This window comes from Pantoea sp. IMH (assembly GCF_000599885.1).
Taxonomy (GTDB): domain Bacteria; phylum Pseudomonadota; class Gammaproteobacteria; order Enterobacterales; family Enterobacteriaceae; genus Erwinia.
Genome location: NZ_JFGT01000005.1, coordinates 645,017 through 671,132, shown reverse-complemented (window position 1 = coordinate 671,132; position 26,116 = coordinate 645,017). Strand labels below are relative to the sequence as shown.

The 26,116-nt window shown below is 52.6% G+C and carries 27 protein-coding genes and 4 tRNA genes; 19 read left to right on the top strand and 12 right to left on the bottom strand.

What is annotated here, in order from left to right:
- Window positions 1–196: 196 nt before the first annotated feature.
- On the bottom strand, window positions 197–1,786 hold the full coding sequence (gene prfC / locus EA20_RS0111485; RefSeq protein WP_024966963.1) for a peptide chain release factor 3: 1,590 nt from the start codon (window positions 1,784–1,786) through the stop codon (window positions 197–199).
- A gap of 246 nt (window positions 1,787–2,032) precedes the next feature.
- Window positions 2,033–2,686, bottom strand: coding sequence for a DNA-3-methyladenine glycosylase I (locus EA20_RS0111480; protein WP_024966962.1), 654 nt, complete (start codon window positions 2,684–2,686; stop codon window positions 2,033–2,035).
- A gap of 195 nt (window positions 2,687–2,881) precedes the next feature.
- Between EA20_RS0111480 and yghU the strand changes: the two genes are divergently transcribed.
- Entirely contained in the window at window positions 2,882–3,748 is an 867-nt protein-coding gene (yghU, locus tag EA20_RS0111475; RefSeq protein ID WP_024966961.1) for a glutathione-dependent disulfide-bond oxidoreductase, read from the top strand.
- Between the two features lie 86 nt (window positions 3,749–3,834).
- Here the strand turns inward: yghU and yjjG are convergent, their stop codons facing one another.
- The 3 genes from yjjG to EA20_RS0111460 all read right to left on the bottom strand — a co-directional run bounded on the left by yjjG (window position 3,835) and on the right by EA20_RS0111460 (window position 5,448).
- Window positions 3,835–4,515: a pyrimidine 5'-nucleotidase gene (gene yjjG / locus EA20_RS0111470; protein ID WP_024966960.1), complete on the bottom strand. Its 681-nt coding sequence runs from the start codon at window positions 4,513–4,515 to the stop codon at window positions 3,835–3,837.
- Between the two features lie 110 nt (window positions 4,516–4,625).
- The gene (gene rimI, locus EA20_RS0111465) at window positions 4,626–5,066 is read right to left on the bottom strand and encodes a ribosomal protein S18-alanine N-acetyltransferase (protein ID WP_024966959.1); all 441 of its coding nucleotides are present in this window, start codon (window positions 5,064–5,066) and stop codon (window positions 4,626–4,628) included.
- Window positions 5,029–5,448 carry a DNA polymerase III subunit psi gene (locus tag EA20_RS0111460; protein WP_024966958.1) on the bottom strand — a complete coding sequence of 140 codons (420 nt, stop codon included), beginning with the start codon at window positions 5,446–5,448 and terminating at the stop codon, window positions 5,029–5,031. The genes rimI and EA20_RS0111460 overlap by 38 nt, the downstream gene beginning before the upstream one ends.
- A 138-nt stretch (window positions 5,449–5,586) precedes the next feature.
- Between EA20_RS0111460 and rsmC the strand changes: the two genes are divergently transcribed.
- From rsmC to EA20_RS0111440, 4 genes are all read left to right on the top strand, one after another.
- A complete protein-coding gene (gene rsmC, locus EA20_RS0111455) occupies window positions 5,587–6,621 on the top strand; it encodes a 16S rRNA (guanine(1207)-N(2))-methyltransferase RsmC (RefSeq protein ID WP_024966957.1) in 1,035 nt (344 codons plus the stop codon).
- A 186-nt stretch (window positions 6,622–6,807) separates the two neighbouring features.
- Window positions 6,808–6,894 (top strand) — tRNA-Leu (locus EA20_RS0111450).
- Between the two features lie 33 nt (window positions 6,895–6,927).
- Window positions 6,928–7,014 (top strand) — tRNA-Leu (locus EA20_RS0111445).
- A 35-nt stretch (window positions 7,015–7,049) separates the two neighbouring features.
- A tRNA-Leu gene (locus EA20_RS0111440) sits at window positions 7,050–7,136 on the top strand.
- 69 nt (window positions 7,137–7,205) lie between these two features.
- Here the strand turns inward: EA20_RS0111440 and EA20_RS0111435 are convergent.
- The gene (locus EA20_RS0111435; RefSeq protein ID WP_024966956.1) at window positions 7,206–7,490 is read right to left on the bottom strand and encodes a DUF1435 domain-containing protein; all 285 of its coding nucleotides are present in this window, start codon (window positions 7,488–7,490) and stop codon (window positions 7,206–7,208) included.
- Between the two features lie 260 nt (window positions 7,491–7,750).
- Here EA20_RS0111435 and EA20_RS0111430 point away from each other — a divergent pair, with 260 nt between their 5' ends.
- The 5 genes from EA20_RS0111430 to EA20_RS0111410 all read left to right on the top strand — a co-directional run bounded on the left by EA20_RS0111430 (window position 7,751) and on the right by EA20_RS0111410 (window position 13,015).
- A complete protein-coding gene (locus EA20_RS0111430) occupies window positions 7,751–8,848 on the top strand; it encodes a diguanylate cyclase (protein WP_024966955.1) in 1,098 nt (365 codons plus the stop codon).
- 467 nt (window positions 8,849–9,315) lie between these two features.
- Window positions 9,316–10,110, top strand: a complete 795-nt coding sequence (gene fhuF, locus EA20_RS0111425; protein ID WP_024966954.1) for a siderophore-iron reductase FhuF — start codon at window positions 9,316–9,318, stop codon at window positions 10,108–10,110.
- A gap of 72 nt (window positions 10,111–10,182) precedes the next feature.
- Window positions 10,183–10,656 carry a YbaK/EbsC family protein gene (locus EA20_RS0111420; RefSeq protein ID WP_024966953.1) on the top strand — a complete coding sequence of 158 codons (474 nt, stop codon included), beginning with the start codon at window positions 10,183–10,185 and terminating at the stop codon, window positions 10,654–10,656.
- Window positions 10,657–10,830: 174 nt separating this feature from the next.
- Window positions 10,831–11,337, top strand: coding sequence for a DUF2946 domain-containing protein (locus tag EA20_RS0111415; protein ID WP_024966952.1), 507 nt, complete (start codon window positions 10,831–10,833; stop codon window positions 11,335–11,337).
- An 82-nt stretch (window positions 11,338–11,419) separates the two neighbouring features.
- Window positions 11,420–13,015 (top strand): PepSY domain-containing protein, encoded by a 1,596-nt coding sequence (locus EA20_RS0111410; protein WP_024966951.1) that lies wholly within the window; start codon window positions 11,420–11,422, stop codon window positions 13,013–13,015.
- A gap of 69 nt (window positions 13,016–13,084) precedes the next feature.
- Here the strand turns inward: EA20_RS0111410 and EA20_RS0111405 are convergent, their stop codons facing one another.
- The 3 genes from EA20_RS0111405 to EA20_RS0111395 are packed head-to-tail and all read right to left on the bottom strand — an operon-like array spanning window position 13,085 to window position 16,558.
- Window positions 13,085–14,062: a nucleoside hydrolase gene (locus tag EA20_RS0111405; RefSeq protein ID WP_024966950.1), complete on the bottom strand. Its 978-nt coding sequence runs from the start codon at window positions 14,060–14,062 to the stop codon at window positions 13,085–13,087.
- 17 nt (window positions 14,063–14,079) lie between these two features.
- A complete protein-coding gene (locus EA20_RS0111400) occupies window positions 14,080–15,102 on the bottom strand; it encodes a LacI family DNA-binding transcriptional regulator (RefSeq protein WP_024966949.1) in 1,023 nt (340 codons plus the stop codon).
- A gap of 55 nt (window positions 15,103–15,157) precedes the next feature.
- A complete protein-coding gene (locus tag EA20_RS0111395) occupies window positions 15,158–16,558 on the bottom strand; it encodes an MFS transporter (protein WP_024966948.1) in 1,401 nt (466 codons plus the stop codon).
- A 580-nt stretch (window positions 16,559–17,138) separates the two neighbouring features.
- Here EA20_RS0111395 and EA20_RS0111390 point away from each other — a divergent pair.
- Together EA20_RS0111390 and EA20_RS0111385 are read left to right on the top strand one after the other, a co-directional pair.
- Window positions 17,139–17,696, top strand: coding sequence for a histidine phosphatase family protein (locus EA20_RS0111390; RefSeq protein ID WP_024966947.1), 558 nt, complete (start codon window positions 17,139–17,141; stop codon window positions 17,694–17,696).
- Window positions 17,697–17,809: 113 nt separating this feature from the next.
- A complete protein-coding gene (locus EA20_RS0111385; protein WP_024966946.1) occupies window positions 17,810–18,544 on the top strand; it encodes an SDR family oxidoreductase in 735 nt (244 codons plus the stop codon).
- Window positions 18,545–18,581: 37 nt separating this feature from the next.
- Here the strand turns inward: EA20_RS0111385 and EA20_RS0111380 are convergent, their stop codons facing one another.
- Window positions 18,582–19,520 (bottom strand): AraC family transcriptional regulator, encoded by a 939-nt coding sequence (locus EA20_RS0111380; protein ID WP_024966945.1) that lies wholly within the window; start codon window positions 19,518–19,520, stop codon window positions 18,582–18,584.
- Between the two features lie 225 nt (window positions 19,521–19,745).
- On the opposite strand from EA20_RS0111380, the gene EA20_RS0111375 reads away from it, so the two are divergent.
- The 5 genes from EA20_RS0111375 (at window position 19,746) to EA20_RS0111350 (ending at window position 23,158) form a co-directional block, all read left to right on the top strand.
- Window positions 19,746–19,822, top strand: a tRNA-Ile gene (locus EA20_RS0111375).
- A gap of 241 nt (window positions 19,823–20,063) precedes the next feature.
- Window positions 20,064–20,891: a hypothetical protein gene (locus EA20_RS0111370; protein ID WP_024966944.1), complete on the top strand. Its 828-nt coding sequence runs from the start codon at window positions 20,064–20,066 to the stop codon at window positions 20,889–20,891.
- 112 nt (window positions 20,892–21,003) lie between these two features.
- Window positions 21,004–21,222, top strand: coding sequence for an AlpA family transcriptional regulator (locus EA20_RS0111365; protein WP_024966943.1), 219 nt, complete (start codon window positions 21,004–21,006; stop codon window positions 21,220–21,222).
- Between the two features lie 115 nt (window positions 21,223–21,337).
- Window positions 21,338–22,432 (top strand): inovirus-type Gp2 protein, encoded by a 1,095-nt coding sequence (locus EA20_RS20255; RefSeq protein WP_071995404.1) that lies wholly within the window; start codon window positions 21,338–21,340, stop codon window positions 22,430–22,432.
- 21 nt (window positions 22,433–22,453) lie between these two features.
- Window positions 22,454–23,158, top strand: a complete 705-nt coding sequence (locus tag EA20_RS0111350; protein WP_024966941.1) for a hypothetical protein — start codon at window positions 22,454–22,456, stop codon at window positions 23,156–23,158.
- A gap of 474 nt (window positions 23,159–23,632) precedes the next feature.
- Here EA20_RS0111350 and EA20_RS0111345 read toward each other — a convergent pair whose 3' ends face one another.
- A complete protein-coding gene (locus EA20_RS0111345; RefSeq protein ID WP_024966940.1) occupies window positions 23,633–24,127 on the bottom strand; it encodes a GNAT family N-acetyltransferase in 495 nt (164 codons plus the stop codon).
- 404 nt (window positions 24,128–24,531) lie between these two features.
- On the opposite strand from EA20_RS0111345, the gene EA20_RS0111335 reads away from it, so the two are divergent.
- Together EA20_RS0111335 and EA20_RS0111330 are read left to right on the top strand one after the other, a co-directional pair.
- A complete protein-coding gene (locus EA20_RS0111335) occupies window positions 24,532–24,843 on the top strand; it encodes a hypothetical protein (protein ID WP_024966939.1) in 312 nt (103 codons plus the stop codon).
- Between the two features lie 140 nt (window positions 24,844–24,983).
- The gene (locus tag EA20_RS0111330) at window positions 24,984–25,403 is read left to right on the top strand and encodes a VOC family protein (RefSeq protein WP_024966938.1); all 420 of its coding nucleotides are present in this window, start codon (window positions 24,984–24,986) and stop codon (window positions 25,401–25,403) included.
- Between the two features lie 59 nt (window positions 25,404–25,462).
- On the opposite strand, the gene EA20_RS0111325 is transcribed toward EA20_RS0111330, so the two are convergent.
- Complete coding sequence (locus tag EA20_RS0111325) at window positions 25,463–26,005, bottom strand: GNAT family N-acetyltransferase (protein WP_051516352.1); 543 nt, start codon at window positions 26,003–26,005, stop codon at window positions 25,463–25,465.
- Between the last annotated feature and the right edge of the window lie 111 nt (window positions 26,006–26,116).

Genomic DNA, 26,116 nt, shown 5'->3' with positions numbered 1-26,116 from the left:
CGTCCTGTTGAAATAAATATAGTCGCTAATCAGGATTTCACAGCCGCTTGTGGTTGATATGATGGATATTTGCTCAGAAGCGCAATTTTTTAAGATGAGTCTGTACGCCAAAAACGCGTCTGAAGGGAAGAAACCAGCATAAAAAAAGCGATGCACCGGGCATCGCTTCGCAAAGATAGGGTGTGTCGTCAGGATCTTAGTGTTCGCGGGTTTTACGGAACACCACTTCCGGATAACGTTCCTGCGTGATATTCAGGTTCACCATGGTGGGCGCGATATAAGTCAGATTATCCCCGCCGTCGAGGGCGAGGTTGACTTCATTTTTACGCTGGAACTCATCAAACTTCTTCGCATCCGCGCATTCCACCCAGCGAGCGGTGGAGACGTTGATCGCTTCGTAAATCGCCTCAACGTTATATTCGCTTTTCAGACGCGCCACCACCACGTCAAACTGCAGTACACCGACAGCGCCAACGATCAGATCGTTATTATGCACCGGACGGAACACCTGCACCGCGCCCTCTTCCGAAAGCTGCACCAGTCCCTTCAGCAACTGTTTTTGCTTCAGCGGATCGCGCAGACGAATACGGCGGAACAGCTCCGGCGCGAAGTTCGGAATACCGGTGAACTTCATATTTTCACCCTGGGTGAAGGTGTCGCCGATCTGGATAGTGCCGTGGTTATGCAGGCCAATAATATCGCCCGGATAGGCTTCTTCAACGTGAGAACGATCGCCGGCCATAAAGGTCAGCGCGTCGGCAATCACCACATCTTTGCCCAGACGAACCTGGCGCAGCTTCATGCCTTTCTCATAGCGGCCAGAAACCACGCGCAAAAAGGCCACGCGGTCGCGGTGCTTCGGATCCATATTCGCCTGAATTTTAAAGACGAAGCCGGTAAATTTTTCATCGGCGGCGGTGACGGTGCGCAGATCCGTTTCGCGCGGCATTGGCGACGGCGCCCACTCCACCAGCCCGTCCAGCATGTGGTCCACCCCGAAGTTACCTAGCGCGGTACCAAAGAAAACCGGGGTCAGCTGTCCGGCAAGGAAAGCCTCGCGCTCGAACTCATGAGAGGCGCCCTGTACCAGCTCAAGCTCTTCACGCAGCTGCGTGGCCAGCTCTTCGCCAATAGCGCTATCCAGGTCCGGATTATCCAGCCCTTTCACCACGCGAACTTCCTGAATGGTATGGCCTTTGCCAGACTGATAAAGATAGGTTTCATCTTTATAAAGGTGATAAACGCCCTTAAACAGTTTGCCGCAGCCGATAGGCCAGGTGATGGGTGCGCAGGCGATTTTCAGCTCGCTTTCGACCTCATCCAGCACTTCCATCGGATCGCGGATATCGCGGTCCAGCTTGTTCATAAACGTCAGGATCGGCGTGTCGCGCAGACGGGTTACTTCCATCAGCTTGCGGGTACGATCCTCAACGCCTTTTGCCGCATCAATCACCATCAGGCAGCAGTCCACCGCCGTCAGCGTACGGTAAGTATCTTCCGAGAAGTCTTCGTGACCGGGGGTGTCCAGCAGGTTAATCAGCGATTCCCGATAAGGAAACTGCATCACGGAGGTGGTGATTGAGATACCACGCTGCTTTTCCATTTCCATCCAGTCCGATTTGGCATGCTGGCTGGAGCCGCGGCCTTTAACCGTACCGGCGGTCTGAATCGCCTGCCCGAACAGCAGCACTTTTTCAGTGATGGTGGTTTTACCCGCATCGGGGTGAGAAATAATGGCAAAAGTGCGGCGACGGGCCACCTCTTGCATAAAGGGTGCGTTTGACATGAAGAAACTCTGTTTATGCTGTGCTGCTGCGCGGTCAGCGCGGAGCAGGTTCACAGGGGATTAATCATCAATGGCCGGCATTTTCGCCGATCCAGCAGTGATAAACAATGCAGAACGGGAGGGAATACGCAGAAATGCAGGCAGGTCGCAAAGCACTGCGCATCCTTGCTGTTTTTTCACCCGTAGTGCGGCATCGCTCCATTTCTGGCTACATTGGCTTCGTCCCCTGTGGAGCATGGTGGTTTATCACGATTTTAACGGCGGACGGATCAGATTTGTTCGCTCTGCTTCACACACTTCGCGACACTGACAGCCTTCAATATGATCGTTAATCATGCCTAACGCCTGCATCAGCGCATAAGCCGTGACGGGGCCAACCCAGGTCCAGCCACGCTTTTTCAACGCTTTTGAGAGGCGGATGGCCTCCGGCGACGTTTTGGCAGACTGCCAGTATGCCAGATCGATTCTGGCCGGTCTTTCCTGCGGAGAAGGCTCAAACTGCCAGAACCACGCGCCGAGCGAACCCGCCTCGCTCACCAGCTCAATTGCCCGTTTCGCATTATTGATTGCAGAGAGGATTTTCGCGCGATTACGCACAATCGTTTTATCGTTCATCAGCCTTTCCACGTCGGCCTCGGTAAACCGCGCGACGGTGTGAAAGTCGAAATCCTGAAACGCCCGGCGAAAGTGTTGCCGTTTATGATATATCAGCTGCCACGACATGCCGGAATGGAACCCTTCCAGGCAGACCTTTTCAAACAGTCGCCGGTCGTCAGTCACCGGCCTGCCCCATTCATTGTCGTGATAATCGGGCATGACAGACTGCCATGCGCAGCAAACCCGGCCATCATCGCTCAGGGTCAGGCCTGCCTTTTTTAAATCGCTCAGGTAATGCTCCATTACTAACGTCCTCAGCTTCACCAGACAGAGTGCTCTTTCAGGATAAACGCCGTACACACGACAATGCTATATCTGACATCCGGTGTAACAACCGCGTTTGGTTTTTTTTCTGCAACGAGGCTATGTTTTAGACCATCGGCGGCGCAGCGTCATCGGGCTATGCGCCATCCACCATAAAAAAGGGTACTTTCAGTTATGAGTGATAACGACTATCAGCCAGCGCAAGTCTGGACGGAAAAGAAAGACGCTGGCGGCACCTGGGGAAGCATCAACCGCCCTACGGCCGGCCCGCGCAGCGAGGCGACCCTGCCGACCGGCAAGCACCCTCTTCAGCTCTACTCAATGGGTACGCCGAACGGCCAGAAAGTGACCATTATGCTGGAAGAGCTGCTGGCACTGAACGTTAACGATGCGGAATATGATGCGTATCTGATCCGCATCGGTGAAGGCGATCAGTTCAAATCCGGCTTTGTGGATATTAATCCAAACTCAAAAATTCCTGCCCTGCTGGACGTCACCACCACGCCCCCGACGCGGGTGTTTGAGTCGGGGGCTATTCTGCTCTATCTGGCCGAAAAATTCGGTCATTTCCTGCCTAAAGACCCGGCCTCACGTACCGAAACCTTAAACTGGCTGTTCTGGTTACAGGGTTCCGCGCCCTATCTGGGCGGCGGCTTCGGCCATTTTTATGCCTACGCGCCGGTAAAAATTGAGTACGCTATCGATCGCTTTACCATGGAAGCGAAGCGACAGCTCGACGTGCTGGATCGGCAACTTGCCCAGCATCGCTACATCGCCGGTGAAAATTACACTATTGCGGATATCGCTATCTGGCCGTGGTACGGCGCGCTGGTCAAAGGGATGGTTTATGACGCGGCGGAGTTTCTTAATGCGGACGCCTACAAAAACGTTCAGCGCTGGGCTGACGAAATTGCCCAGCGCCCGGCAGTAAAACGGGGACGTATCGTTAACCGTACCTTTGGTGACCCATCAGAGCAGCTTCATGAGCGGCACGACGCCAGCGATTTTGAGTTGAAAACGCAGGATAAGCTGGCGAAATAAACCCGTTTTATCGCCCTTCGCGGTGACATCATCGCTGACCAGCGCACCGTCCTGGTCAGCCTTTTCGTTGTCACATCCAGATGACACTACCCTACCAGCAGCGTTTCCAGCTCTTTCAGCGACTTAACCTGCCAGGTAGGCGTAATCCCTTCCGGCAGCGCCCGGTTGTCCGCGTTCAGCCAGCAGGTTGCCAGCCCCGCCCGCATGCCGCCCAGAATATCAGAATCCGGATTGTCGCCCACCATCATGACTCTTTCCCGCGCAGGCCTGCCCATCTGTTCCAGCGCATAGTCAAAAATGGCCGGATGCGGCTTGGCATGACCTACCTGCTCGGAAATGACCAGCAGATCAAAATAGTCCATAAAACCGGTGCGCTGAAGGCGGACCTGCTGAAGCGCCGTAAACCCGTTGGTAATAATGCCCATTTTCACCCTTCCCTTCAGGCTATTGAGCAAATTCACCGCGCCAGCCAGCGGCACGCAAATTTCCGCCATCGCGGTGAGAAAACCGCTGTTCAGATCGTGCGGCGTTACTTTCAGCCGTTCTGCCCATCCCTGAAAACGCTGATGCTGAAGCTGTAGCGCACTGATAGCGCCGTTCTGATAGTCAACCCACAGCGGTTTGTTGATCGCCTGATAGTCGTCATAATCGCGGGGAGTAAACTCAACTTCGTAGTTCTGAAACAGGCGCTGTAAGCCAGCATAGGCATCGAAATGGAACAGTGTGTCGTCGGCGTCAAATAAGATCCAGTCCCACTCTTTTAACATCTTGCGATCCTTATAGGGTTTTGAGGTCAGTACCTGATGGCGGGTTGCCAGGCCAGTCGCACAGCGTGCTGCCCGGAGGCTGAGCACAATAGCGGTACTTACCTGTTATCTCAGATTGTCAGCGCCATAATGATGGCATCTTCTTTTCCATCTGCGCTGGGGTAATAGTTGCGGCGTACCGACACTTCATTGAAGTCCAGCGACGCATAGAGCGCGATAGCGGGTCGGTTAGAAGCACGCACCTCCAGCCAGAGCGTTTGAACCTCGCGCGCTTCCAGTTCGCTAATAAGGTGCTGCAGCAAGGCGCGTCCGAGTCCTCTGCGCTGAAAGTCCGGATCTACCGCCAGGTTGAACAGCGTAGCCTCATCCAGCACCACCTGTGTGATAGCAAATGCCGCCATCTTGCCTTCGGCATCAAGCCGGTAATTCAGGTAGCGTTCGCCCTGATTACTTACCAGCGTTTTTTCACTCCAGGGATAAGCGTGGGCGCGTTGCTCAATGGCAAATGCCCGTTCAAGATCCTGCGGTGTCAGTAAAGAAATCGGATTCATAGTGAGAAATCTGCTGCCATAGCGCGCGTTTCGCACCGGCATTGTCGTAAAGCTCCGCCAGGGCAGGCGAAGCGATCTGGGAACCTGCCAGCGCAACTGGCGCCGCCAGCCCCATGCACCAGCTTATACAACGGGTATCATCGGGCAGCATTGCGAGCTGATCGGGCGTAAGCACAACCACTTCATTCTCCTGCATCAGCATGGCACGGAGCACATCGCCGATCAGGGGATCGTTCAGTAAAGGAGGGGCATCGGCAATAATCAGTAGCCGGGTATTTTCAGGCAGCGATACCGCAACCTCGCCGTGCAGGGCGCGCGGACGCCGCAGTCTGTACTGCGTTATGCCCATTTGCTGTAATAACCAGTCACGTCTGGAAGACATACTTTATCCCGTCTGGTCGCCCGATTGCGCCGCTATGCTAGCAAACCCATCCAATCTGCGCCAACAAACCTCTCACCGCTTCTTACTTGCCCGGTTAATTTGGGTATAATCCCCGCTCTGATTTGTAAGGAGCCACCGATGTCTGCATTTTCCCCGGCCAGTGAAGTGATACTGCGCCACAGTGATGAATTTACTCAACGCCGCGTGCTGTTTGCTGGCGACTTGCAGGATGATCTGCCCGCCCAGTTGGAGACCGCCCTGAGCCGGGTGCATACGCAACAGTATCATCACTGGCAGATCCTCAGCCGTGCGCTGGGAGAGAATGCCCACTTTGGTCTGATTGCCACGGCAGAGCAGCTGGCAGAGTGCGATACGCTGATCTACTTCTGGCCGAAAAATAAGCCTGAAGCGCAGTTTCAGCTTGAGAATCTGCTGTCGCTGTTGCCGGTCGGCAGCGATCTGTTTGTGGTGGGTGAAAACCGCAGCGGCGTGCGTAGCGCTGAACAGATGGTCGCAAAATGGGCAACGCTGAGTAAAATTGACAGCGCCCGCCGCTGTGGCCTCTATCACGGCAGGCTCGACGCACAACCAAGCTTTGATGCCGACGCCTGGTGGGATGAGTATTCGCTTGGTGATTTGACCGTAAAAACGCTGCCCGGCGTTTTCAGCCGTGACGGTCTTGATGCCGGCAGCAACTTGCTTCTCTCCACGCTTAAGCCGCACACCAAAGGCAAAGTACTGGATGTGGGCTGTGGCGCGGGGGTGCTTTCCGTCATGCTGGCCCGCTTCTCTCCCAAGGTTCGCCTGTTTATGACGGACGTTAACGCCGCCGCGATAGAAGCCAGTAAGGCAACCCTTGCCGCAAACCAGATTGAAGGCGAAGTCTTTGCCAGTAACGTCTACTCTGACGTGAACGGGCGCTACGATATGATCCTCTCCAATCCGCCTTTCCATGATGGTATGCAAACCAGCCTGGACGCCGCGCAGACACTGATTCGCGGCGCGGTGAAACACCTGAATATGGGCGGCGAGCTGCGCATTGTGGCAAATGCCTTTTTGCCCTATCCGCAGGTGCTGGATGAAACGTTTGGCAGCCATGAAGTTCTGCTGCAGAACGGGCGGTTTAAGGTTTACCGTGCCGTCCTGGCCCGCGCCAGTAAAGCGAAGCATTAACGCTCGTCCGGCCCGTGGGTAGCTGAAGCCATCCACGGGCAAACGCCTGATTCCGTTACAAAGCGGCAGGAACGTTGCTTTTTGCAGCGATCGCCGCAGGGGCGTCAAATAACTGTTGACGTCCCCTGGAAAATCTCTAGAATGCGCCTCCGTGGTTGCAATACATTTTATCTGTATTGCGGGTATGCGAAGGTGGCGGAATTGGTAGACGCGCTAGCTTCAGGTGTTAGTGTCTTAACGGACGTGAGGGTTCAAGTCCCTCTCTTCGCACCAAAAACCATGTTATTCATATTACGCAGCATCTGCGCGAAGGTGGCGGAATTGGTAGACGCGCTAGCTTCAGGTGTTAGTGTCTTAACGGACGTGAGGGTTCAAGTCCCTCTCTTCGCACCAAATGCGGTGATGTGAATAAGCAGTTCAACAGAGATGCGAAGGTGGCGGAATTGGTAGACGCGCTAGCTTCAGGTGTTAGTGTCTTAACGGACGTGAGGGTTCAAGTCCCTCTCTTCGCACCACGTTGAACAACCCTCCAGCTTTACTCTCTCTTATCGCCTGCATTTTCCGTTATTCTTTTTTCTCCCCTGTTAAAGCGTACCGAAATTCAGTGATATCGCCGCGATGCTACCCGTCAGCGCCATGCAAGAAGGCAACAGCAAATAGTGACGTAGCCGTTTGTGATAGAGCATGACTATTGTCGCCAGCAGCGCGATAACCATGATCAGCCGCCATTCGCCGAACGTCAGATTCATCAAGCTTATCACCGACATCACCGTACAGGGCAACAGTATGCCCCAGCCGCTATCCAGTTTTTTCCCCAGCATCAGGCTGACGCCCCAAACAGCACATGCGGTAATTATCGCTATCAGCATCACAACCCCACACTCTCTTAAATGATAATGATTACCAGTATCATATAAGAATCCCTATCATCTTTCAGCAACTTTTAGCGCCATTATCCTAAACTCCTGTGGTGCTAATGACAGTGCTGGCGTTAAGTGCTAAATTGCATTCGCTCCACATATAATGAAAACGCAAATAATAATAAGTACACACTATTCCACGCGTGAAATAGCCCGGCACCTTCGGTTACCGTCGTGCGCTATTTCTGGGCAGTTACGAGTAGAACATAATGAAATTACAAAGTTATGATGAATTGCTTCACAGCAAGCATCGCCTTTCACTGATGCTTTTTCTTTTTTTAAACACAGCAACAGCATTATTTTGTTTATACAGCTTCGGAAAAAACCGCGCATTTGAGTTAATGACGCCGGTGATGACGGTCGCTTTAACCAGCGCATTAATTTTACTCTGGGTAACGCTGAAGCCAACGGGGAAATTACCAATATTAAATATTGTGGCACTGATCACAGGTTTACTTTGGGCGTGGCAAATTTTACTTAATTATAAATTTATCTTTCCTCTGGACGGCAGCTTTTTAGCGATCGGCCTGATTGGGGTATTTTTTATCGGCGTGATTGCCTTGGGCGACCACTTGCCCGCCTATGGGCTGCATATAACTCCCTCATCACTGACGGCGCTAGTGCTGGACAATGGTCATCACACCTTGTTGATTTTGTTCGCAATTGCGCTTCCACTTGGCGGCCTGACTTTACATCACCTGATGCAGCGGCGACGCGATATCTTTACCCGCCGCCTGATGCGTCAGCTCTATGAAGAGAAAGAAACCTACAGCGACCTGAGCATGCTCGATCCGCTTACCGGACTCTACAACCGCCGTGGGCTGAAAAACAGGCTGCAGAACATCCTTGATAACCATGCAGGAAGCCACTTTGTCCTGCTTCTCGATATTGATCATTTCAAAGCGTATAACGATAACTACGGACACGCGATGGGCGATCAGGCGCTGGCGCGCGTTTCCATTGCCATCCGTGATGCGGTGCGCTCCCGTGATATTGTGACGCGCTACGGGGGGGAAGAGTTCCTGGTTTTACTGACCAACGTAAACGAATCCATTGCCCGCAAGCTGTCCGAACGTATTCGCCAGAATGTGCTGGAGCTGGAAATTCCTCATCTTTTCAACGAGCGCGTGGCCACTCACGTCACGATCAGTGCAGGATTCGCGCCCCTTCACGGCGAAGATTTCGATACCGCGCTGAGCAGTGCGGACAGGGCGCTTTATCTGGCGAAAAGCCGTGGCAGAAATACCATTCTTTCCAGTGAAGAAACTGTTAAAAATTCACTCAGCCACCCCGCCGATGCGATTTAACTCAGGTTACGGGCCTGCCACGCAGGCCGAAACATTTCAGTCATGGATTACCCGTTAAATTTAAGATAATCCTGATAAGCAGAATTAGCCCTGCCCCCTCACTTTGCCATTTAATTAATTGCTTACTTCCCGACATCTTATTGACTAAATAGTCATCCTGACCTTAATTATATTCACTTTCAGCGCATGTATTATTTATTCTTCTAAAAAGGAATTTATTATTGCTGCAGGCGCATTACGTTTCACTGCTGTGCCCTGACGGGAGAAATTTTTACCTCAGTTTCGTTCCGTAACTAAAAAGCGGAATGCACTTTTAGCCGCACAATGATGATAACCCTGCCATCACCAGGGGGAATAAGGTGCTGCACAATGCGTCTTAAAATGCTGCTTGTCTGAGCGATGCCCCTCAGATACAATCAAGAACGATTATCATTTGTTTTTATACTTCGGTTTAAACTGGGTAGCTCATGACCACGATCGTTCGGCAGGCTTCTGAGTATGGTTCTTATCCGCTGATCTTTCTGCAAAGCGATCGCTCGCTTGGCGATTCGCTGCGTGCGTTATTCAGCGAGCACCGTGCTTACTTCCTGGAAACGATCCACCTCGGTGAAGAGGCCCCCGCCGAGTGTATGACGCTCAAGCGCTGGTCACAACCTGAGGTGTTTGCGCAGCTTAACCGCCGTTATGGTGATTTTATCTATCGCGAGCAGGGTGAAATGGCGCGGGAAAACAAACCGCTTCAGTCGCTCTGGGCGCAGTGGTATTTCGGTCTTTTTCTTCCTCCGATGATGATGAGCCTGTTGCTGGAGTCCCGCGCGCTGGACTGCTCTCCCGAACGCTGCCACGTTGAATTTCATGAAACCGGCCGTCCCGCCGCCTTCTGGATTGATGTCCGCGAAGATGAAGAGGCCCGCTATCTCAGCCCACGCCGTCGTATGGATCGTCTGATCCAGCAGCACCTTATTCCGGCTATCCAGGGCATAGAGCAGCATGGCGATATCAACGGCAAGCTGATCTGGAGCAATACCGGGTTTTCCGTTTACTGGTTTTTAGGCGAAATTGCCCCACTGATCGGTGAAGCGTTACGCGCAGAGCTGGAACACACCTTTTTCTTCTCAAAAACGCTGTCAGACGGTAGCGATAATCCTTTCTACCGTACGATGCTGCCAGGCGAAGATGAGATGCAGCGGCGTACCTGCTGCCAGCGTTACCGCCTGCCTGATGTACAGCGCTGCGGCAACTGCACCTTAAAACCGGTCTGATCGCTCCCTTCCCCGTTTACACTCCCCGTACTCTGTGGCAGGTTTATCCGCTTCGTTGAGTTGGAGATAAGCATGAGCCTGGACTCTGTACGGCAGTTCTTCGCCGAACGCGCCCCTGATATTGAGATTATTGAGCTTGCTGAAAGCACCGCGACCGTGGCGCTGGCGGCCAGAGCACACCACGTTAAGCCAGGACAGATAGCCAAAACGCTGACACTCAAAGTCCGCGATCGGGTAGTGCTGATCGTGACAAGGGGCGATGCCCGCCTGGATAACCTTAAACTGAAGCAGGCGCTGGGTACAAAAGCCCGTATGCTGAGCACTGATGAGGTTGTGAACTGGACAGGCCATCCGGTAGGTGGCGTATGCCCGTTCGGTTTAGAGACGCCATTACAAATCTTCTGCGATATTTCGCTGCGGGCCTACGATGAAGTGCTACCCGCCGCAGGATCCATCAACAGCGCTATCCGCATCGCGCCGGAAAGAATGGCGGCGCTCACCGAAGCAACATGGATCGACGTATGTCAGATCCCCGGCGGGCGCTAAAGTTGTCCTACCGGTAACCACAGCGCGCCGGTCAGTCACCTGACCGGCACTTTTGTGAGTGGCTACTCACTTGATCGCCTTTTCAGGCTGCGCGGATTTATTACCGCGCTGGGGCAGAGCGACATTCTTTGTTACACTGTCCGCCGTTCATCTCTGTTCAGGATACCAGCTGTCTTGTCGTTGATTCAGATCTCCCGCTCATCCAGTCGCTTCGCCGCCTGGCTCGGGCTGTTTGCCATAATGCTGCTGTTTATTGCTCCGGTGATCTCAAAATCACTGGTGTCGGCTTATGGCGATCGTTTCATGATGCCAGGCATGCAGCACAGCATGCCGGTGCCGGCTATTCAGACTAGCCGCGACCAGGGTATCTCTGTAGAGCATCTGCATCAGATGCATACAATGGAACAGGCATCCCACGCAGACACTGAAGTAGCGATAAGCATGCCCGGCGCGGCGGCGGAACATGCCCGGATGATGGTGCATCATCCCATGTCAATGATGGATGACAGCGCCTGCGGCTACTGCGTTTTGCTGGCGCATATGCCGCTGGACCTGAATAATTTGGTGCCGCTCTGGTCAGCCTTGCAGGCGGCCAAACCGCCCGCACTTCCCCTGCTCCCTCAATTTATCCCGCGCGTTGTCGCACATTTTTTCCATCCCCGGGCACCGCCAGCCGTCTGATATCACCCATCGCTGAACCTTAATCCTGTCGCCATTGCGGCAGGCACCTGCTCATGCCTGATAACAGGCGGATGGAAAAATTATGTCAGAAAAAACGCTGGCGCACGTCGCGCGCGCCGAACAGAATCGCAGTGCCTTTTTGCCGCTATTGCGTCGCTTACATTTCTATATCGGGCTTTTTATCGCGCCGTTTATCTTTATGGCTGCCCTGACCGGCACGCTCTACGTGCTGACTCCGCAGCTGGAAAACGCGCTCTATTCGCATCAGCTTTTCGCGCCGGTGAGCGACCCCGCAAAACCGCTGTCGGAGCAGATTCATGTTGCCCAGCAGGCAATGGGCGCGGACGTCAGGCTGGCCGCCGTTCGTCCTGCGCCCGCGCCCGGTGAAACGACCAGAGTTATGTTTTCGACACCGACATCCGGGCCATCGGAAACAACTGCGGTATTTGTTGATCCCTCAACGCTTGCCGTTCGCGGCATTCTCGACGTTTACGGCACCAGCGGCGTGCTGCCGTTCAGAACCTGGCTCGATTACCTGCACCGTAACCTGCTGCTGGGCGATGTAGGCCGTAACTACAGCGAACTGGCCGCCAGCTGGCTGTGGATTGCCGCGTTGGGTGGCGCAGTGCTTTGGGCAACGGGCCGCAGGGCGCGCCGGAGTACCCGGAAACATTCCCCTCATAAAGGCCGGTTGGGCCGTCGTCACTGGCACAGTACGCTGGGCGTGCTGCTGCTGCTGGGGCTGCTGTTCTTCTCCGCGACCGGCCTGACCTGGTCCCGCTGGGCGGGCGACAATATTTCACTGATGCGGGCCCATTTTGGCTGGATGACACCGTCAGTGAATACGGCGCTGACAGTTCAGGGTAGTGAACCACAGGATATCAGCCATGGTCTGTCACATAGCGGCCATACCATGCCGGCTGAGGGACATGCTGAGCATGCAAGGTCACACGAGCCGATGGTCATGGATGAACATGCTGAACACTCAACGGCACACCATCCGATGCCAGCTGGTGAGCATGCCGGACAGGCAATGGCAGAGAAATCAGTGGCCGTGGATGAGCATGCTGAACATAAAATGGCTGGCATGGGGATGCCGGACGACCCCGCTCTTATCGCCCGTATTGAACCTGAACAGTTCGATCATGTGGTGGCAGCCGCTCGTGCGGCGGGAATAGCGGCGGGCAAAATTGAAGTCCGCCCGGCCAGCGTTATCAATAAAGCCTGGACGGTCAGCGAGATAGATCGTAGCTGGCCAACGCAGGTGGACAGCGTGGCCGTCGATCCGCGTAATTTTCAGGTAGTGGATAAGGTGGAATTCGCCCAGTTCGGCCTGCTGGCGAAACTGACCCGCTGGGGCGTGGATGCGCATATGGGCGTGCTGTTTGGTTTACCAAACCAGCTGATTCTGGCGGGCTTTGGGCTGGGACTCTGTACGCTGATTGTGCTCGGCTACCGGCTGTGGTGGCGGCGACGTCCCGCCGCCGGTCAGGGAACGCATCCGGCGGAAACGCTGCTGTACCACTGGCGTCAGCTTTCCCTCAGCGCACGCTTCCTTCTGTTGGTCTGCACATTCGTGCTCGCCATCAGCCTGCCGGTGATGGGGCTCAGCCTTGTGGTCCTGCTGCTTATTGATGCGCTACGCTGGCAGCGCGCAGCAAAAGCGCTGGCCGCATAATGTTTGCGGGCCACCTCATAGCCTGAGCGTGGCCCGCTTTATCACTGTGTTCCGTCTACCGGGGCGGCTTCAGCCCGCCATCGCCTGCTCAATCATCTCCAGCAGCATGTTGTTATCCACCGTTTTCAGCACATGAATCAGACCGCCAGCAGGTTCGCCTGTACCCACGCTTACCGCAAGCGGCTGGCGATAGCGCCAGGACTTGCCCCGCGTCTGACCAGGCCTCAGCTCAACATCCACAAAATAATCCGCCGCGGTTGCGATCCCCGGATTCAGTAACCAGGCGACGACTAAAGCATCATGTATCCAGCAACCCGGAAGGTGACGGGTCTGCATGGAATAGTCCAGCCATGGCCGTACCGTTCCGGTAATAAATTTCGCTAACGGCGTGTCAAACCGTGCAATCCGATCCAAATCCTGGTGCGTCATCATCGTTTGCGTGGTGACATCCATCGGCACCAGCGTGATATTTGCGCCGCTGGTCAGTACCTGATGGGCCGCCTCAGGATCGAGGCCAAAATTGGTATCCTTGATGAAATTATCCAGCGCAAATACGCCGCCCATAATGGCAATTTCCTGCACCGCCTCCGCCATCTCCGGATAGCGCGCCAGCGCGAGTGCCACATTGGTTAACGGGCCGATCGCCACCAGGGTAATTTTGCCCGGATTGGCGCAAATCAGCTCACCGATGGCATCTGCCGCTTCGCGATCCGGCGCGACAGCCTTAGCGGGTCGCCGGACGTCATCCCACAGATAACCAAGCTTGTTGTCCTGAATGCGGTTATCCAACGCATCACGCCAGGGTGCTGACGGCTCAACCAGCGCACAAGCCGCGCCCTGTACTACCGGCACGTCTATGCCAAGCCTGTCGGTTAAGTCCTTTGCCACGTTATAACCGACGTCGCTGGGCGTATTGCCTGCAACAATGGTAATCAGTTCCAGTGAGATCGCTTGCGATCCCAACGCGAGCGCGAGGGCCAGACCATCATCTACGTTAGCACCTGCTATGCCGTTCCCCGGATCGCAATCAATAATAAGTCTTTTCATGGTGTGTTTTTAAAAAGTTATCTGTGTGAAGAGGGCTGACAACCGCAGGATTCGCCGATTTCAAGCCGGTGAGAAAATTCGCTCAGTTGTACGCTTTCGCCCGGTGCATTAAGCATTTCTAACGCTTTTTTAGCCATCTCCGTCACCGGCTGCCTGACCGTGGTCAGCGAAGGAACATGGTAGGCGGCGCGATCCGTTCCGTTAAAACAGACCAGCGCCAGCTGTTCCGGCACTTTTATGCTGTTTTCGTTCAGCGCCCGTATACAACCGATCGCCTGCGCCTCATTGGAGATAAACAGCGCTCTGGGAAGTTGACCGGCCAGCAGCATATGCTTTGCCGCCTGATAACCGCCTTCAAGGGTATAGGTCGCCGGAAATATCCATTGCGGACGTTCCGTCAGACCATATTCACGCAGCGCCTGTCGCCAGCCGGCAAGGCGATCCTGCGTATTCAGCCGTTCAAGCGGCCCACAAATAATCCCCGCTTCCTGATAACCATGGCTGAGCAGATGGGAAGTCACCTGATACGCCGCAGCCCTTTCGTCAACACGGAGAATATTAATGTTTAATCCGGGATCGACGCGATCCAGCATCACACAGGGCGTGCCGCTTGCCTGAATCAGATCGATATAGGGATGGCGATCGACGCTGTTATAGAGCAGGCCATCGATCTGCTGACTGAGCAGATTATTCAGTAACTCCCGCTCCCGCCTGCGGCAGTCGCCCGCATCGCCAAGCAGCATCACCATGCCGTGATCTAAGGCTTCCTGCTGGAGAGCATGGGCAAAAGAGGCGATAAACGCATTGCTGATATTGGGCACCACCAGCCCGTAGGTTTTTGTGGTGCCGGAAGCCAGCGCACGTGCGAGGCTGTTGGGACGGTAGCCGGTGATGTTTATCGCGTCCAGAACGCGCCGCCGCGTGGCTTCTGCCACCGGCCTGGGACCATTATTGACGACGTAGCTTACAACGGCGACGGACGTGCCCGCTATCCTGGCCACGTCCGCTCGTGTTATGCGCTGCTGAGTCTGTTTTACCAAACGACTTTCCCGTTAACGTGGTTAACCTGTTTGCGCGTGAAGTTCAGATCCTTCTTCAGATGACATCCTCAGGATCGTTCAGATCGCGACCGCGTGTTTCCGGTGCGACAAAGGTCGTCACAAAACCGATTGCCGCCATCAGCGCAAAATAGAGTGCTATCGGCCACCAGTGTCCTGTCCAGGAAAGCAACGCTGCGGCAATCAGCGGCGCGGTGCCACCGGATAAGATCGACCCCAGCTCTTTGGCCGTCGCCATTTTAGTGTAGCGGTTTTTTACGCCGAACATCTCAACGCCCCACGCCGCCTGCACACCGTAAATGCCCAGCGATGCCAGCCCCATCCCGACCACAATGGTCGTTATCACAATCGCCGGCTCCCGGGAATCAAGCAGCATAAACGCCGGGAAAGCGTAGAGCATCAGCAGCAGGCAGAAGCAGCGGTAGGTCACGCGACGGCCAAACCGGTCAGAAAGCCAGCCGGCGGCGGGAATAATCAGAAAGCCGAGCAGAGAAGCAATAAAAACCGCGGAGGTAGCCACCGATCTGTCTACCGTCAGCACCTTAACCACGTAGCCGATCATAAAGCCCTGAGCCAGATAGGAAGGGCCGTTTTCGCCTATACGCAGGCCGATCAGGGTAAAGAAGGCCCGGCTACGCCGCCAGAAGCTGCGGTTATCCGGTGCAGCCTGATGCCGCTCCAGGCTGCTGAGCCGCTCTGCGGCCAGCATCGCCACACGGCGTTCAAACACCGGCGTTTCTTTCAGGTGCCGCCGGATCCAGAGTGCGATCAGCGCGATCAGCGAACTGCAAAGGAAAGGGATACGCCAGCCCCACGCCTGAAGCTGCTGCTGATCCATCTGCACTACCGCCAGCCAGACCAGTGAAGCTATCAGCGTCCCGCTGTTAGAGCCCAGCGCGATAATGGAGGAAACCAGCCCGCGCTTTTCCGCAGGGGCATATTCGCCGAGGATAACCGTCCCGCCGGACAGTTCAGCCCCGGCGCCAAACCCCTGGCTGAACCGCAGCAGCACCAGGCAAGCCGGCGCCCAAAGCCCAATCGAGGCATAGCTGGGGATCAGCCCAATCAGCGTAGTGGACGCGCCCATCAGAATGATGGTTGAGATCATCACCGCCTTGCGGCCTTTACGATCGCCAAGCCAGCCAAAAAACAGCGCGCCGACAGGACGGGCGATAAATCCCACGGACCAGGCGGCAAAGCTTGAGAGCAGCGCCATCGCTGGCGTGGATTCAGGAAAAAAGACGTCACCGAAAATAATCCCCGCCGCCAGGCCATAGAGCGCAAAATCGGCGTACTCCATGGCAGTGCCCAGCCAGCAGGAAAAGGTGGCTCGCCAGAAATCTTTACGTCCTTCTGGCGTTGTCAGCCGTTCATCTGCTGCGGAAGTGGCGTATTGCGGAGGGGTTCCGGCATGCGGAATATCATGAGGTATGGACATAAAAACTCCCTGTCGTGTGTGTTTTTCGCCTTCCCTGGCCGTCCTGTGACTCAACGTGCTTTCGCCAGCGGGGGCGTGCTTTTGCTGATCTATGATGAAAAGGTCAGTAACGGGTTCCCTGGTGTTGGGTGTCGCTTAGGCTGCTTCGCGCCCGTTGGCTTTAAGAACCAATCGACTGTAGCGTGAAGCAGGGTGACCTTCATCTGGCATAAAACATCCCGCGCAGTGAATTTTAAAACGGCCTCATTGTATCTACACGCGTAGATAAATCAATATTTGTACCAAAATAAATTAGAGAATCTTTACATTGCCAACGCAGATTATGTTTTTGGACTCTTTATTAACAATAAGTTAAATAATAAACCGATAGCAAAACCGTGCTTTCCCCTTCAAAAGTAAACTAAAATTCTTTAGTTATGCGCTATTTTTAACCACGCGGTTTTTAGCAGGACCGGACAGCATGGCGATGAAATATGACAGTTAAATGACAGACTGCGTTTGCAACCAGCAAGCAGAGCGGAAAGGCGCTGATTTGTTTTCTCCATTTTTCACACAGGCTTAAAAGCGGCGAGGTAAAATGATGAGCATTATCCTGATGCGTCACGGCAAGCCAGATCATTATGTTCCGGGACGGGTGCCCGCCCTGGCTATGGCAGAGTGGTGTGAAGCTTACGATCTTTCGATTGTGCAGGATCTTCCTCCGGAGAAAAGCCTGCGTCTGGCGGCGATGGCGGATTATGTGGTCAGCAGTCCCCTTCCCCGCGCCCGCTCCTCTCTCGCAAAACTGCGGCTTGAACCCGCCCACACAGACCCTCTCTACAGTGAAGTTTCACTGCCGGTTATCAAGCTGAGCTATCCGCATCTTCCGCCCTCGCTCTGGCTCGCGCTGCTGCATCTGCTCTGGTTTTGTGGCTATGCCGGTTCAGTCGAGTCTCTGGATCAGGCGAAGCAGCGTGCGGCGCTTGCCGCCAACAAACTGATAGAACTCTCCAGCCGTGGCAATGTTTTGCTGCTGGGACACGGCATTATGAATAAACTGATCGCCCGTCATCTGCGCAAAAGCGGCTGGCTGGCGGAAAAACATGCCAGCAGCCGCCACTGGAGCGCCGCGATTTATCATCCTCCCATCATATCCTGAGAGAAACAGGCAAGCTTTAAAGAGTCCTGGATATTCGCCGCATCCAGGCTTGCCGTTACTCTGAAGGCTGCTGACGGAGAGGCCGTTCAGCAGTCATCCTTGAGGAGTTTCCCGTGTCTGAACTGAACAATAAAATTGTTGCGATTACCGGTGCCAGCAGCGGCATTGGCGAGGCGACGGCCCGCTTACTGGCGGCGAAAGGGGCAAAGGTGTTTATCGGGGCGCGCCGGACTGAACGGCTGGAAAAGCTGGTTGCGGAGATTCAGAGCGCCGGCGGCGAAGCGGCCTGCATGACGCTTGATGTCACAAGCCTGCCGCAGATGGAAGCCTTTATTAAAGAAGCGACGCGCCTTTATGGCGGACTCGATGTGATGATCAATAATGCCGGCGTGATGCCGCTTTCCCCGTTATCAGCCCGCAAAGTGGCAGAATGGGATCGGATGATTGATGTCAATATCCGGGGCGTACTGCACGGTATTGCCGCGGTCCAGCCACTGATGGAACAGCAGCGGCGGGGTCATATCATTAATGTCTCTTCTATCGGCGGCCACGCCGTCTCCCCCACCGCCGCGGTTTACTGCGCCACTAAATTCGCAGTCCGCGCCCTGTCGGACGGACTGCGGCAGGAAACGGAGCATCTGCGCGTTACGGTTGTTTCTCCCGGCGTAGTCACCTCGGAACTGGCCGAAACCATTAGCGATGAGAGCGCCCGGGAAGCGATGAATAGCTTTCGCCGCGTGGCCATCGATCCGCTCGCCATCGCCCGCGCGATTGCCTGGGCGATCGGCCAGCCTGATGATGTCGACGTCAGCGAGATGGTCATCCGCCCGACGAACAGCCCGTACTGATGCAATCTTGCCGGGAATTTCATCGCTTCTCCCGGCATTATCCCGTCAGGCCAACCGCAGGCGAGAGTTGTAAAATTTCCTGCATATAAAGCGCTTCCTGAACGGGGCTGCGGCCAAAGAAACGTTTAAACTCCCGGCTGAACTGCGAGGGGCTTTCATAGCCAACTTCAGCCGACGCCGCAGCGGCGGAGATGCCGCCCCTCACCATTAACAGCCTTGCCTGGTGTAACCGCACAGATTTCAGATATTGCATCGGCGACATCTGCGTAATCGCTTTGAAATGCGCATGAAATGCCGCCACGCTCATTCCCACTTCGCGAGCCAGGCCCGTGACGTCAAAACGCGCCTGATAACGCATTTGCAGCATCCGTAGTGCCTTACTGACCTGAGCAAAATGCCCCTGCTGCGCCAGCGCCGCCCGCAGCGTGGCGCTCTGGGCGCCAGTCAGCACCCGATAGTAAATTTCCCGAATCAGACCCGTACCGAGCACGCGCGCCTCCTGCGGCGATTGCAGCGCGGATAGCAGGCGGATAACACTCTCGCCGAGCGGATCGTCCAGAGGCGTTGAAGTCATACTCACCGGCATGCTGCCACGGGAAACCGGTATCTCCAGCGTCATCAGCACATCCGCCAGCACCTGAAAATCGAGCCGCAGCGCCACCGCCAGCATGGGTTCCTGCTGGCTCGCTTCCGTCTGGCTCACAAAAGGCAGCGGTACGGCGACCACCAGAAAGTGCTGCGCATCATAAAGAAAGATCTCTTCGCCCCAGAACCCCCGCTTCCGGCCCTGACAGACGATAACAATGGAAGGCTCGTAGAGCACAGGTGTCTGCTGGATCGACACGTCAGATCGCAGAAACCGCACATCCTGTAGCGCCGATTGGGTATAGCCATTATCGGGCGCCAGCTGGGTAATCAGCGCCGCCATTTTCCTGCGGCGGATTTCCGCGCCAGGCTGACCAGTGAAGTAAGTCATCATTCATCGCCGTTTAAGAGGCAGGTTTAAGGGATTACTAAAACAGACAGACGCCCCGGAAAAAGGCCGACTGAGCCCTGATAAACGCCAATGCCTGCCGGATATGATGGTGGAAACGATTGTTATTTAACCTCTTTCCAGAATGCCACTTCTGCCTGAATATTCAACAAATGGTTGTTTACCGCTGGATTGCCCCAGCAACTTCCATTATAATCCTGCGCCGCAGGCCCCTTAGCTCAGTTGGTTAGAGCACGCGACTCATAATCGCTTGGTCACTGGTTCAAGTCCAGTAGGGGCCACCAGATAAAACAAGGAGTTAGATGAGAAATCGTCTGACTCCTTTTTCTTTGGGTGCGATTCAGGTGATGTAGTGGGTGACGTAAGAGAAAGGCTGGGTGACGTAAGCAATATCGGTTTGAGTGCATATTTTGCTGGTGGCCAAACTTTTACCTCTCGCTTCCATGCGCATATCAGCCGCTCAAGCTTGCTCATCAACGCGTTGTCATCTGAAGTACCCCTGGTTTTCAGGACTAAACACAACTCATGAGTTTCGATGATTCCATCCAGCAACTGCGCAATGAGCAGCTTGCAAACCAATTAGATGCTGAACGATTTATCAGTGTTAAAAGTCTTTTTGAACAGCTTAAGCAGCGTTATGTGGATCAGAGCTATCAGACTTTGTGTCTGATGGCATTAAAAAAGTATCGAAGCACAGGAAATCAGCCTTCTCTGTACTGGTTTAGTTATGGCCGCTGGAGCGACATTTCATCAGGAGCTTTCTTACAGCTTTTGGACAATAACGGCGCACCTAATTTAGGTACTCCTCACTATTACCATAATGCCGAAGCTGCGCTGAGAGCTGTTTCTGACGACATCATGAAGACCGATGATCTGGCTGATTGTGGCTTTGTACGTACCGAAATCAGTGCTGCGCTTGAGATTACGCTTGATTCTGCGATGCCACAATTGTCAGGGGGCGAACAAGTTAACTCAGACTTACAAGCCGAAAACCTGACACTAAAAGGAAAAATCGAGGCTCTGGAAAAACGCCTGTCTGCTCCTATTGAGAAAGCTGAAACCTATGCAGCTAAAAGGGAAGAATTTCTCATCGCAGTCATAGCAAGTTTGTATGATAAAAACAGACTAAATTCTTTAAAAGATTCACTGCCAAAAGCCCCCGAACTTTTAAGGTTAGTCGAAAGGAAAATCCCACTCATCTGGCCAGAAGAAGGTTGTTTTCCCATGAGTGAAGAGCAATGCCTGAAAAATTTGCGGGAAGCTATTAACCTGCTCGGTAACGATGTAACTGACCTCTATCAGTTAAGGGAAGAAAAGAGACAGGCGCAAAAAATTCGGAAATTTAAACATTAATAATCAAAAAGATAACAAAGGTCACCAAGGTATCTTTCCAGGGTAACCACGACATAAAGCTTCTCGGTTTCTAAGATATGTTTCATCCTGATTCATCACCGAGAGATTTAAAATGAAACACGAAAACTCCTTATCCGCTACCATTCGCCACCTTCCTGGCCCTCAACGCCTTATCCGTATTCGCGAAATGCTGGATCTCCTGAACTGCAGCCGTACTACCCTTTACCGCTGGGTACTCAGCGGCGAGTTTCCTGAGCCAAAAAAGCGCTCAGGCAGAACCATGGGCTGGACAGTCACACAATATGAACAGTGGCTTAATAGCTGCTGCTAGACGTCTGTATCAGGCTGGGATTTCCAGCCTTTCTTTTACCTGCTGATGCAACCATTTGAAACAACAAACGCACTAGATCAGCCTGGCTTCGTGACTCCAAACTAATCGTAACTCTATGATAAACAGCAAAACTGCCAATCAGGTTTCCGCTTCCCAAAAGCCGGTAATTAATAATATTACGCGCAGTACTGTTTATCCGGATATCCAGGCTAGCGGAGAGTTTCTGTATGATGGTGTTCTTTGGCCAGTCATGCCCGAGGAGTGTCAGCAAAATGCTAAAATCATGAACTCACTGTTCCGGACAATTGATAAAACTTACAGCAGCTGCTCACGCTTTCTCGCAATACGTTATGATTTTCATCTTCCTCAGTACACTTCTGACAATCGTGCTATTACCAACTTTCATCAGTTAATCATCCCTTCTCTCAGGAGAATGTACCCTAAAAGCTTTGTTCGGGTGTTTTGGGTCCGGGAGCAGAACAAAGCACCGGCGCAGCATTATCATTACCTTCTGATGGTAGACGGCAACTACGTTCGCCATCCTCTTAAAATTAACAAGCTGGTGGAGAGCTGCTGGAAAATCGCCACCGGTGGTACGGTCTGGTTTCCAAAGCACGGATATTATTTCGTCAGGAAGAACGACACTGAGGCTCTGACCGCGTTGCTTTTGCGGGTTAGTTATTTTGCTAAGCGGCATTCTAAAGAGAGTATTGCTAAAGGTATTGCACTCTCTGGCACTCAGCATTATTCATGCCTGAAAAAAGGCAGGCCCCCTAGAACAACTCCATTCCGCGCGGAACCTGCTTCATTTGCCCCTGCTCAAGAGCATTGCCCGCTGCCTGGAAAACTGGATTCGCTTTTTGCTTCCCCGGGGGGCCCGGATACATCACTTATGGTTGCGCCGGTCGCAGATAACGAACAATTGAAAGATATCTCCTCACTTCGCATGAAAGCTCTCAGAAGAGCATTTCAGCGTTTGAGCTCATTTACAACTCACTTGCCTACCACGGAATTCAATAGGGTTAGTCAAAAACTCAGCCCTCACTGGCAACGCCATTTTGAATGTTACTACCGCTATTACTGGCCCTGCAACATTAGCGTTTCGCAATATTGCCGCTGGTATTATCTTAATCCGGGCACGGCAAGCCGCTATCTATGTAATTACCCGGCTAATCTAATTAACCCGTGGTTGTTAGAACCTTGGCTCTAAAGATTTATAAGGATCATAAAGATGGAAAAGATAAAAATTGGCAATGCTAAAATTGATATTCACCACTCTATTAATAGTAAATTAAAAACCCATACGGGAACCAATGACTGGCTTACGAAATTTGAAATAAGCTCACTGACTGATGAGCAGCGCCTGCAAAGAAAGCAGCATCTTCATATCTTACCTGCAACACTGGATGAATTATTTGAGCGTTTTCTGCTCCCGGCAATGAAGTATGAAAAAGATTATAAGGACTATGATGTTTGGAATGGTAGATGGCGGGTTCAGTGGGCCTTTCATAAGCAAAATTATCGCCGCGAGGCTATCTTAAATGGCATCACCCAACAACAATATGCGTACAAGCACAAGCTTCCCAGACGCAGAATGTATGAGAATTTGCATAAATGCGGTGGTGCAGCAATCCGTGTGCTGTTTTGGGTTTATCACCGCCGCCAGTTCCACCAGCAACAAGCGCTAACTGCGCAGGAGTATATTGTCGAGAATCAGCTTCCTCAGCGCACAGCGCATCGCCAGTTATCACGGCGCCCAATGAATGAAATCTGGGCCCAGCATTTTGATAAGTATTACAGCGGCGCATGGTTGAGGAATTGTAACGTCAGAGAATATGCGGATTTCTATGATTTGAACGTCACAACCGCCCGCCAGTATCTGTTCAACTTTCCAAAAGGGCTTTTCGATCCGATGTTGATTAAAGCGTGGTTATGAAAAATCTAGCTCTACCATCGAAAACGGAATGATCATAAAGCCGATCGCTCAATAATGATCGGTAAAAGCAAACGGTAAAGAACACAGCGATCATCTCTCCAATGACAACCCTAATAAATCACAAATCGGAATGACTATATGCAAATAAGTCTACAAGAGCCGCGAACCTATGACATTTAGGTTATGACAATCATACCCATGACATATAGATAATGACATTAGGGGTTTTAAGGAGGGATTTACCCTATGACACTTGGGTATGCTCAAATGTCATAGAGAGATTTCAACCACATTCATCATTTATTGCATCTTCCCAAACGATTGATCAAAGTCCGCTACGAGCGAGAAGCGGACATCAAAATTATAGTGACAGGGAAGTTCTGCCATATTAAACATAACAACCCTGTCATGTACCGACTATAACGCTATAAAAATCAATCTAGGCCTAGAGTTTGATAGTTCCAGGTCTTAGGTTTAAATGGCTAGCTTCGACATAATGAAGACATCCTGATACACCCCATTTTTTAATGCGGCATTTCTCTTCTTGCCTTCAATCTCGAAGCCTAATTTTTCATAAAGTTTGATTGCTGAACTGTTGCTAGCAAAAACCTCTAACTCAAGACGCCCAGCTGCCAACCATTGAAATGCATATTCCTGACAGAAAAGAATCAGCTTCTTTCCTATACCTTTTCCTGAATGATTCATATCAACGGCAACCCCAAAAGAAACAACATGCCTAAGCCTTATATTTTTTTGAGTAAAAATCACTAACTCAGCAACCACAACGCCTTCGATCTCAGCTACAAAACCAATCCATCCATTTTCGCTATAATTTTGGATTCGACTCTCCCAATAACTTAGCGATGGAGCCGGTAGTTGCAACATGTTTTCTTGGACATTTTTTTGGCTATATATACTTTTCAGCTGCTCCGCATCTTTTAATTCAACAGCTCGTATTACGATACCCATCAAACACTCCATCTCTATTCTCAATCATAATATTTACCATAACATCTGGGTGATGCACTTGATGAAAAAGCGTGTTCCGTTATGCTGGAACCTCTGATAACCCTCAATCAAGGATGACGCTGTGCCTCATCAGGATCAGATACAGAAATCCATTCAGGAAGCCAATGAAAAGGAACGTCACCTCTGGCGTCGTACCCGTTGGCTGCTCAAAGGGCTGCAAGTCGTCGTCATTCTTTACCTGTTGTATCCCATTACAGTGTGGATATTCCGGGCTCTCTGAGTAATGCAGTAATCCGATGCACCTTCTTCAGACACCCTGTATTTACCATAACATCTGATCACGAATCCCACCTCTTTCCATCCCATGTTATGGTTAAACCCTTCCACAACATGAGGATAGACACATGATTGTCAGAACATGGCACGGATGCGTACCGTTTAAGTATGCAGAAGGCTTTGCAAGCCATCTGCAAAAGACCGGTGTTGAACATTCAGAGAGGACACCAGGAAATCTGGGAGCATATGTACGCAGAGAGACACAGGGTGAATGGGAACATTTCTTCCTGGCAACTTACTGGAAAGATCTTGAGGCAGTGAAAGCATTTGCAGGCGAACAGTACCAGATTGCAGTCACCTATCCAGACGACGAGCAATTTGAGCTGCTATCTGATCCTTACGTCTTCCAGCACAATGTTCAAGCTGTATCCCCTTTGTAGTAATTTGCTGGCCGCAGCCATGAGGCGGCCTCCTCCTCATCTGAATCTGCTACCAGGTCGAATTGAACATACCATCCCGGCCACGAACCCCGCACAAGCCATCTGGTGTATGCTGCGTCAGTCAAAAAAGGATGAAAAAAATGACTGACATGAAAGAACCCTACTGGAACCGCATGGTTCCCGAGCTGACCGTAACAGATCTTCCCGCTTCCCTTAGCTTCTATACCGATGTGCTTGGCTTCAGCGTCATGATCAGGCGCACAGAGCCGGAGTTTGCCTATATCAACCTTGGCGAAGCGCAACTGATGCTTGAGCAGTATCATCCAGGAGGGTGGAATACGGCAGAACTCACCAGACCGCTGGGACGCGGCGTAAATTTCCAGATAGAAGTGGACGATATTGAACAGATATTCGCCCGTATAAATGCGCATAGCGTAACGCTGTATCGGGGTCTCAGCGATAACCATTACAACACCGGCGAAACAACCGCCTGCCAGCGAGAATTTCTCGTGCAGGATCCGGATGGATACCTTCTGCGTTTTAGCCAGTACATTGAGTAGAGCTTTCGCTCTTTCTCACGAGACCCTGCCGGTCACTCGCATTTACCATAACATCTCTGTTATGAACCGCTCTCTGAGTCCAGCCTCATGAGGAACTCGTCATGAAACACCCCGTCAACGCACAGTGCAGCGGTGTCCGTTGCCCACTCGGTAAACCCGAAGGAATGATAAAGCGCATACGCAGCCCGGTTAGTGGTAACCACGGATAGTTTCACAGTTTTGGCTGAACTGGCGACTTCCAGCGCCGCCTCCATGAGGCGAGATGACAGCCCGCTGCCTCTCATCTCGGTGCGAACATACATTCCCCAGATACTTGCAACATGGCTCAGTTTTGGTAGAGAGCTGCGGTTAACGCCAATCATGCCCTGTAAGGTGTTATGAAGATCAAACCCGCCAAAAACATGACTATTTCGCAGCTGTTTGGCAAAGAAATGCAGCGGCTTCAGTGTGCATTCGTCGTAGGACGCACCAAAAGCATCCGGATGAAGCCGCAAGGCTTCCAGCCTCAATTCTCTGAAGTCGCCAAGATCGCTTTCAGTAATGCGCCGTACCGTAAATTTTTCCACTGCCGACTCCTTGCTGCCACTGATTTCAATTGTCATAACCCACTCACATTTACCATAACATCCGGCTGGAGAACTGCCTTCGATCGCAGCTAAGAATCGTTTAATGCTATGTTAATAAAACATAATGACGGTCGAGTCGGAGAGTGC

Bases quoted from the DNA above. Each gene is read 5' to 3' on its own strand.
- prfC (WP_024966963.1), bottom strand. From the start codon at position 1,786: ATGTCAAACGCACCCTTTATGCAAGAGGTGGCCCGTCGCCGCACTTTT.
- EA20_RS0111480 (WP_024966962.1), bottom strand. From the start codon at position 2,686: ATGGAGCATTACCTGAGCGATTTAAAAAAGGCAGGCCTGACCCTGAGC.
- yghU (WP_024966961.1), top strand. From the start codon at position 2,882: ATGAGTGATAACGACTATCAGCCAGCGCAAGTCTGGACGGAAAAGAAA.
- yjjG (WP_024966960.1), bottom strand. From the start codon at position 4,515: ATGTTAAAAGAGTGGGACTGGATCTTATTTGACGCCGACGACACACTG.
- rimI (WP_024966959.1), bottom strand. From the start codon at position 5,066: ATGAATCCGATTTCTTTACTGACACCGCAGGATCTTGAACGGGCATTT.
- EA20_RS0111460 (WP_024966958.1), bottom strand. From the start codon at position 5,448: ATGTCTTCCAGACGTGACTGGTTATTACAGCAAATGGGCATAACGCAG.
- rsmC (WP_024966957.1), top strand. From the start codon at position 5,587: ATGTCTGCATTTTCCCCGGCCAGTGAAGTGATACTGCGCCACAGTGAT.
- EA20_RS0111435 (WP_024966956.1), bottom strand. From the start codon at position 7,490: ATGCTGATAGCGATAATTACCGCATGTGCTGTTTGGGGCGTCAGCCTG.
- EA20_RS0111430 (WP_024966955.1), top strand. From the start codon at position 7,751: ATGAAATTACAAAGTTATGATGAATTGCTTCACAGCAAGCATCGCCTT.
- fhuF (WP_024966954.1), top strand. From the start codon at position 9,316: ATGACCACGATCGTTCGGCAGGCTTCTGAGTATGGTTCTTATCCGCTG.
- EA20_RS0111420 (WP_024966953.1), top strand. From the start codon at position 10,183: ATGAGCCTGGACTCTGTACGGCAGTTCTTCGCCGAACGCGCCCCTGAT.
- EA20_RS0111410 (WP_024966951.1), top strand. From the start codon at position 11,420: ATGTCAGAAAAAACGCTGGCGCACGTCGCGCGCGCCGAACAGAATCGC.
- EA20_RS0111405 (WP_024966950.1), bottom strand. From the start codon at position 14,062: ATGAAAAGACTTATTATTGATTGCGATCCGGGGAACGGCATAGCAGGT.
- EA20_RS0111395 (WP_024966948.1), bottom strand. From the start codon at position 16,558: ATGTCCATACCTCATGATATTCCGCATGCCGGAACCCCTCCGCAATAC.
- EA20_RS0111390 (WP_024966947.1), top strand. From the start codon at position 17,139: ATGAGCATTATCCTGATGCGTCACGGCAAGCCAGATCATTATGTTCCG.
- EA20_RS0111380 (WP_024966945.1), bottom strand. From the start codon at position 19,520: ATGACTTACTTCACTGGTCAGCCTGGCGCGGAAATCCGCCGCAGGAAA.
- EA20_RS0111370 (WP_024966944.1), top strand. From the start codon at position 20,064: ATGAGTTTCGATGATTCCATCCAGCAACTGCGCAATGAGCAGCTTGCA.
- EA20_RS0111365 (WP_024966943.1), top strand. From the start codon at position 21,004: ATGAAACACGAAAACTCCTTATCCGCTACCATTCGCCACCTTCCTGGC.
- EA20_RS20255 (WP_071995404.1), top strand. From the start codon at position 21,338: ATGATAAACAGCAAAACTGCCAATCAGGTTTCCGCTTCCCAAAAGCCG.
- EA20_RS0111350 (WP_024966941.1), top strand. From the start codon at position 22,454: ATGGAAAAGATAAAAATTGGCAATGCTAAAATTGATATTCACCACTCT.
- EA20_RS0111345 (WP_024966940.1), bottom strand. From the start codon at position 24,127: ATGGGTATCGTAATACGAGCTGTTGAATTAAAAGATGCGGAGCAGCTG.
- EA20_RS0111335 (WP_024966939.1), top strand. From the start codon at position 24,532: ATGATTGTCAGAACATGGCACGGATGCGTACCGTTTAAGTATGCAGAA.
- EA20_RS0111330 (WP_024966938.1), top strand. From the start codon at position 24,984: ATGACTGACATGAAAGAACCCTACTGGAACCGCATGGTTCCCGAGCTG.
- EA20_RS0111325 (WP_051516352.1), bottom strand. From the start codon at position 26,005: ATGACAATTGAAATCAGTGGCAGCAAGGAGTCGGCAGTGGAAAAATTT.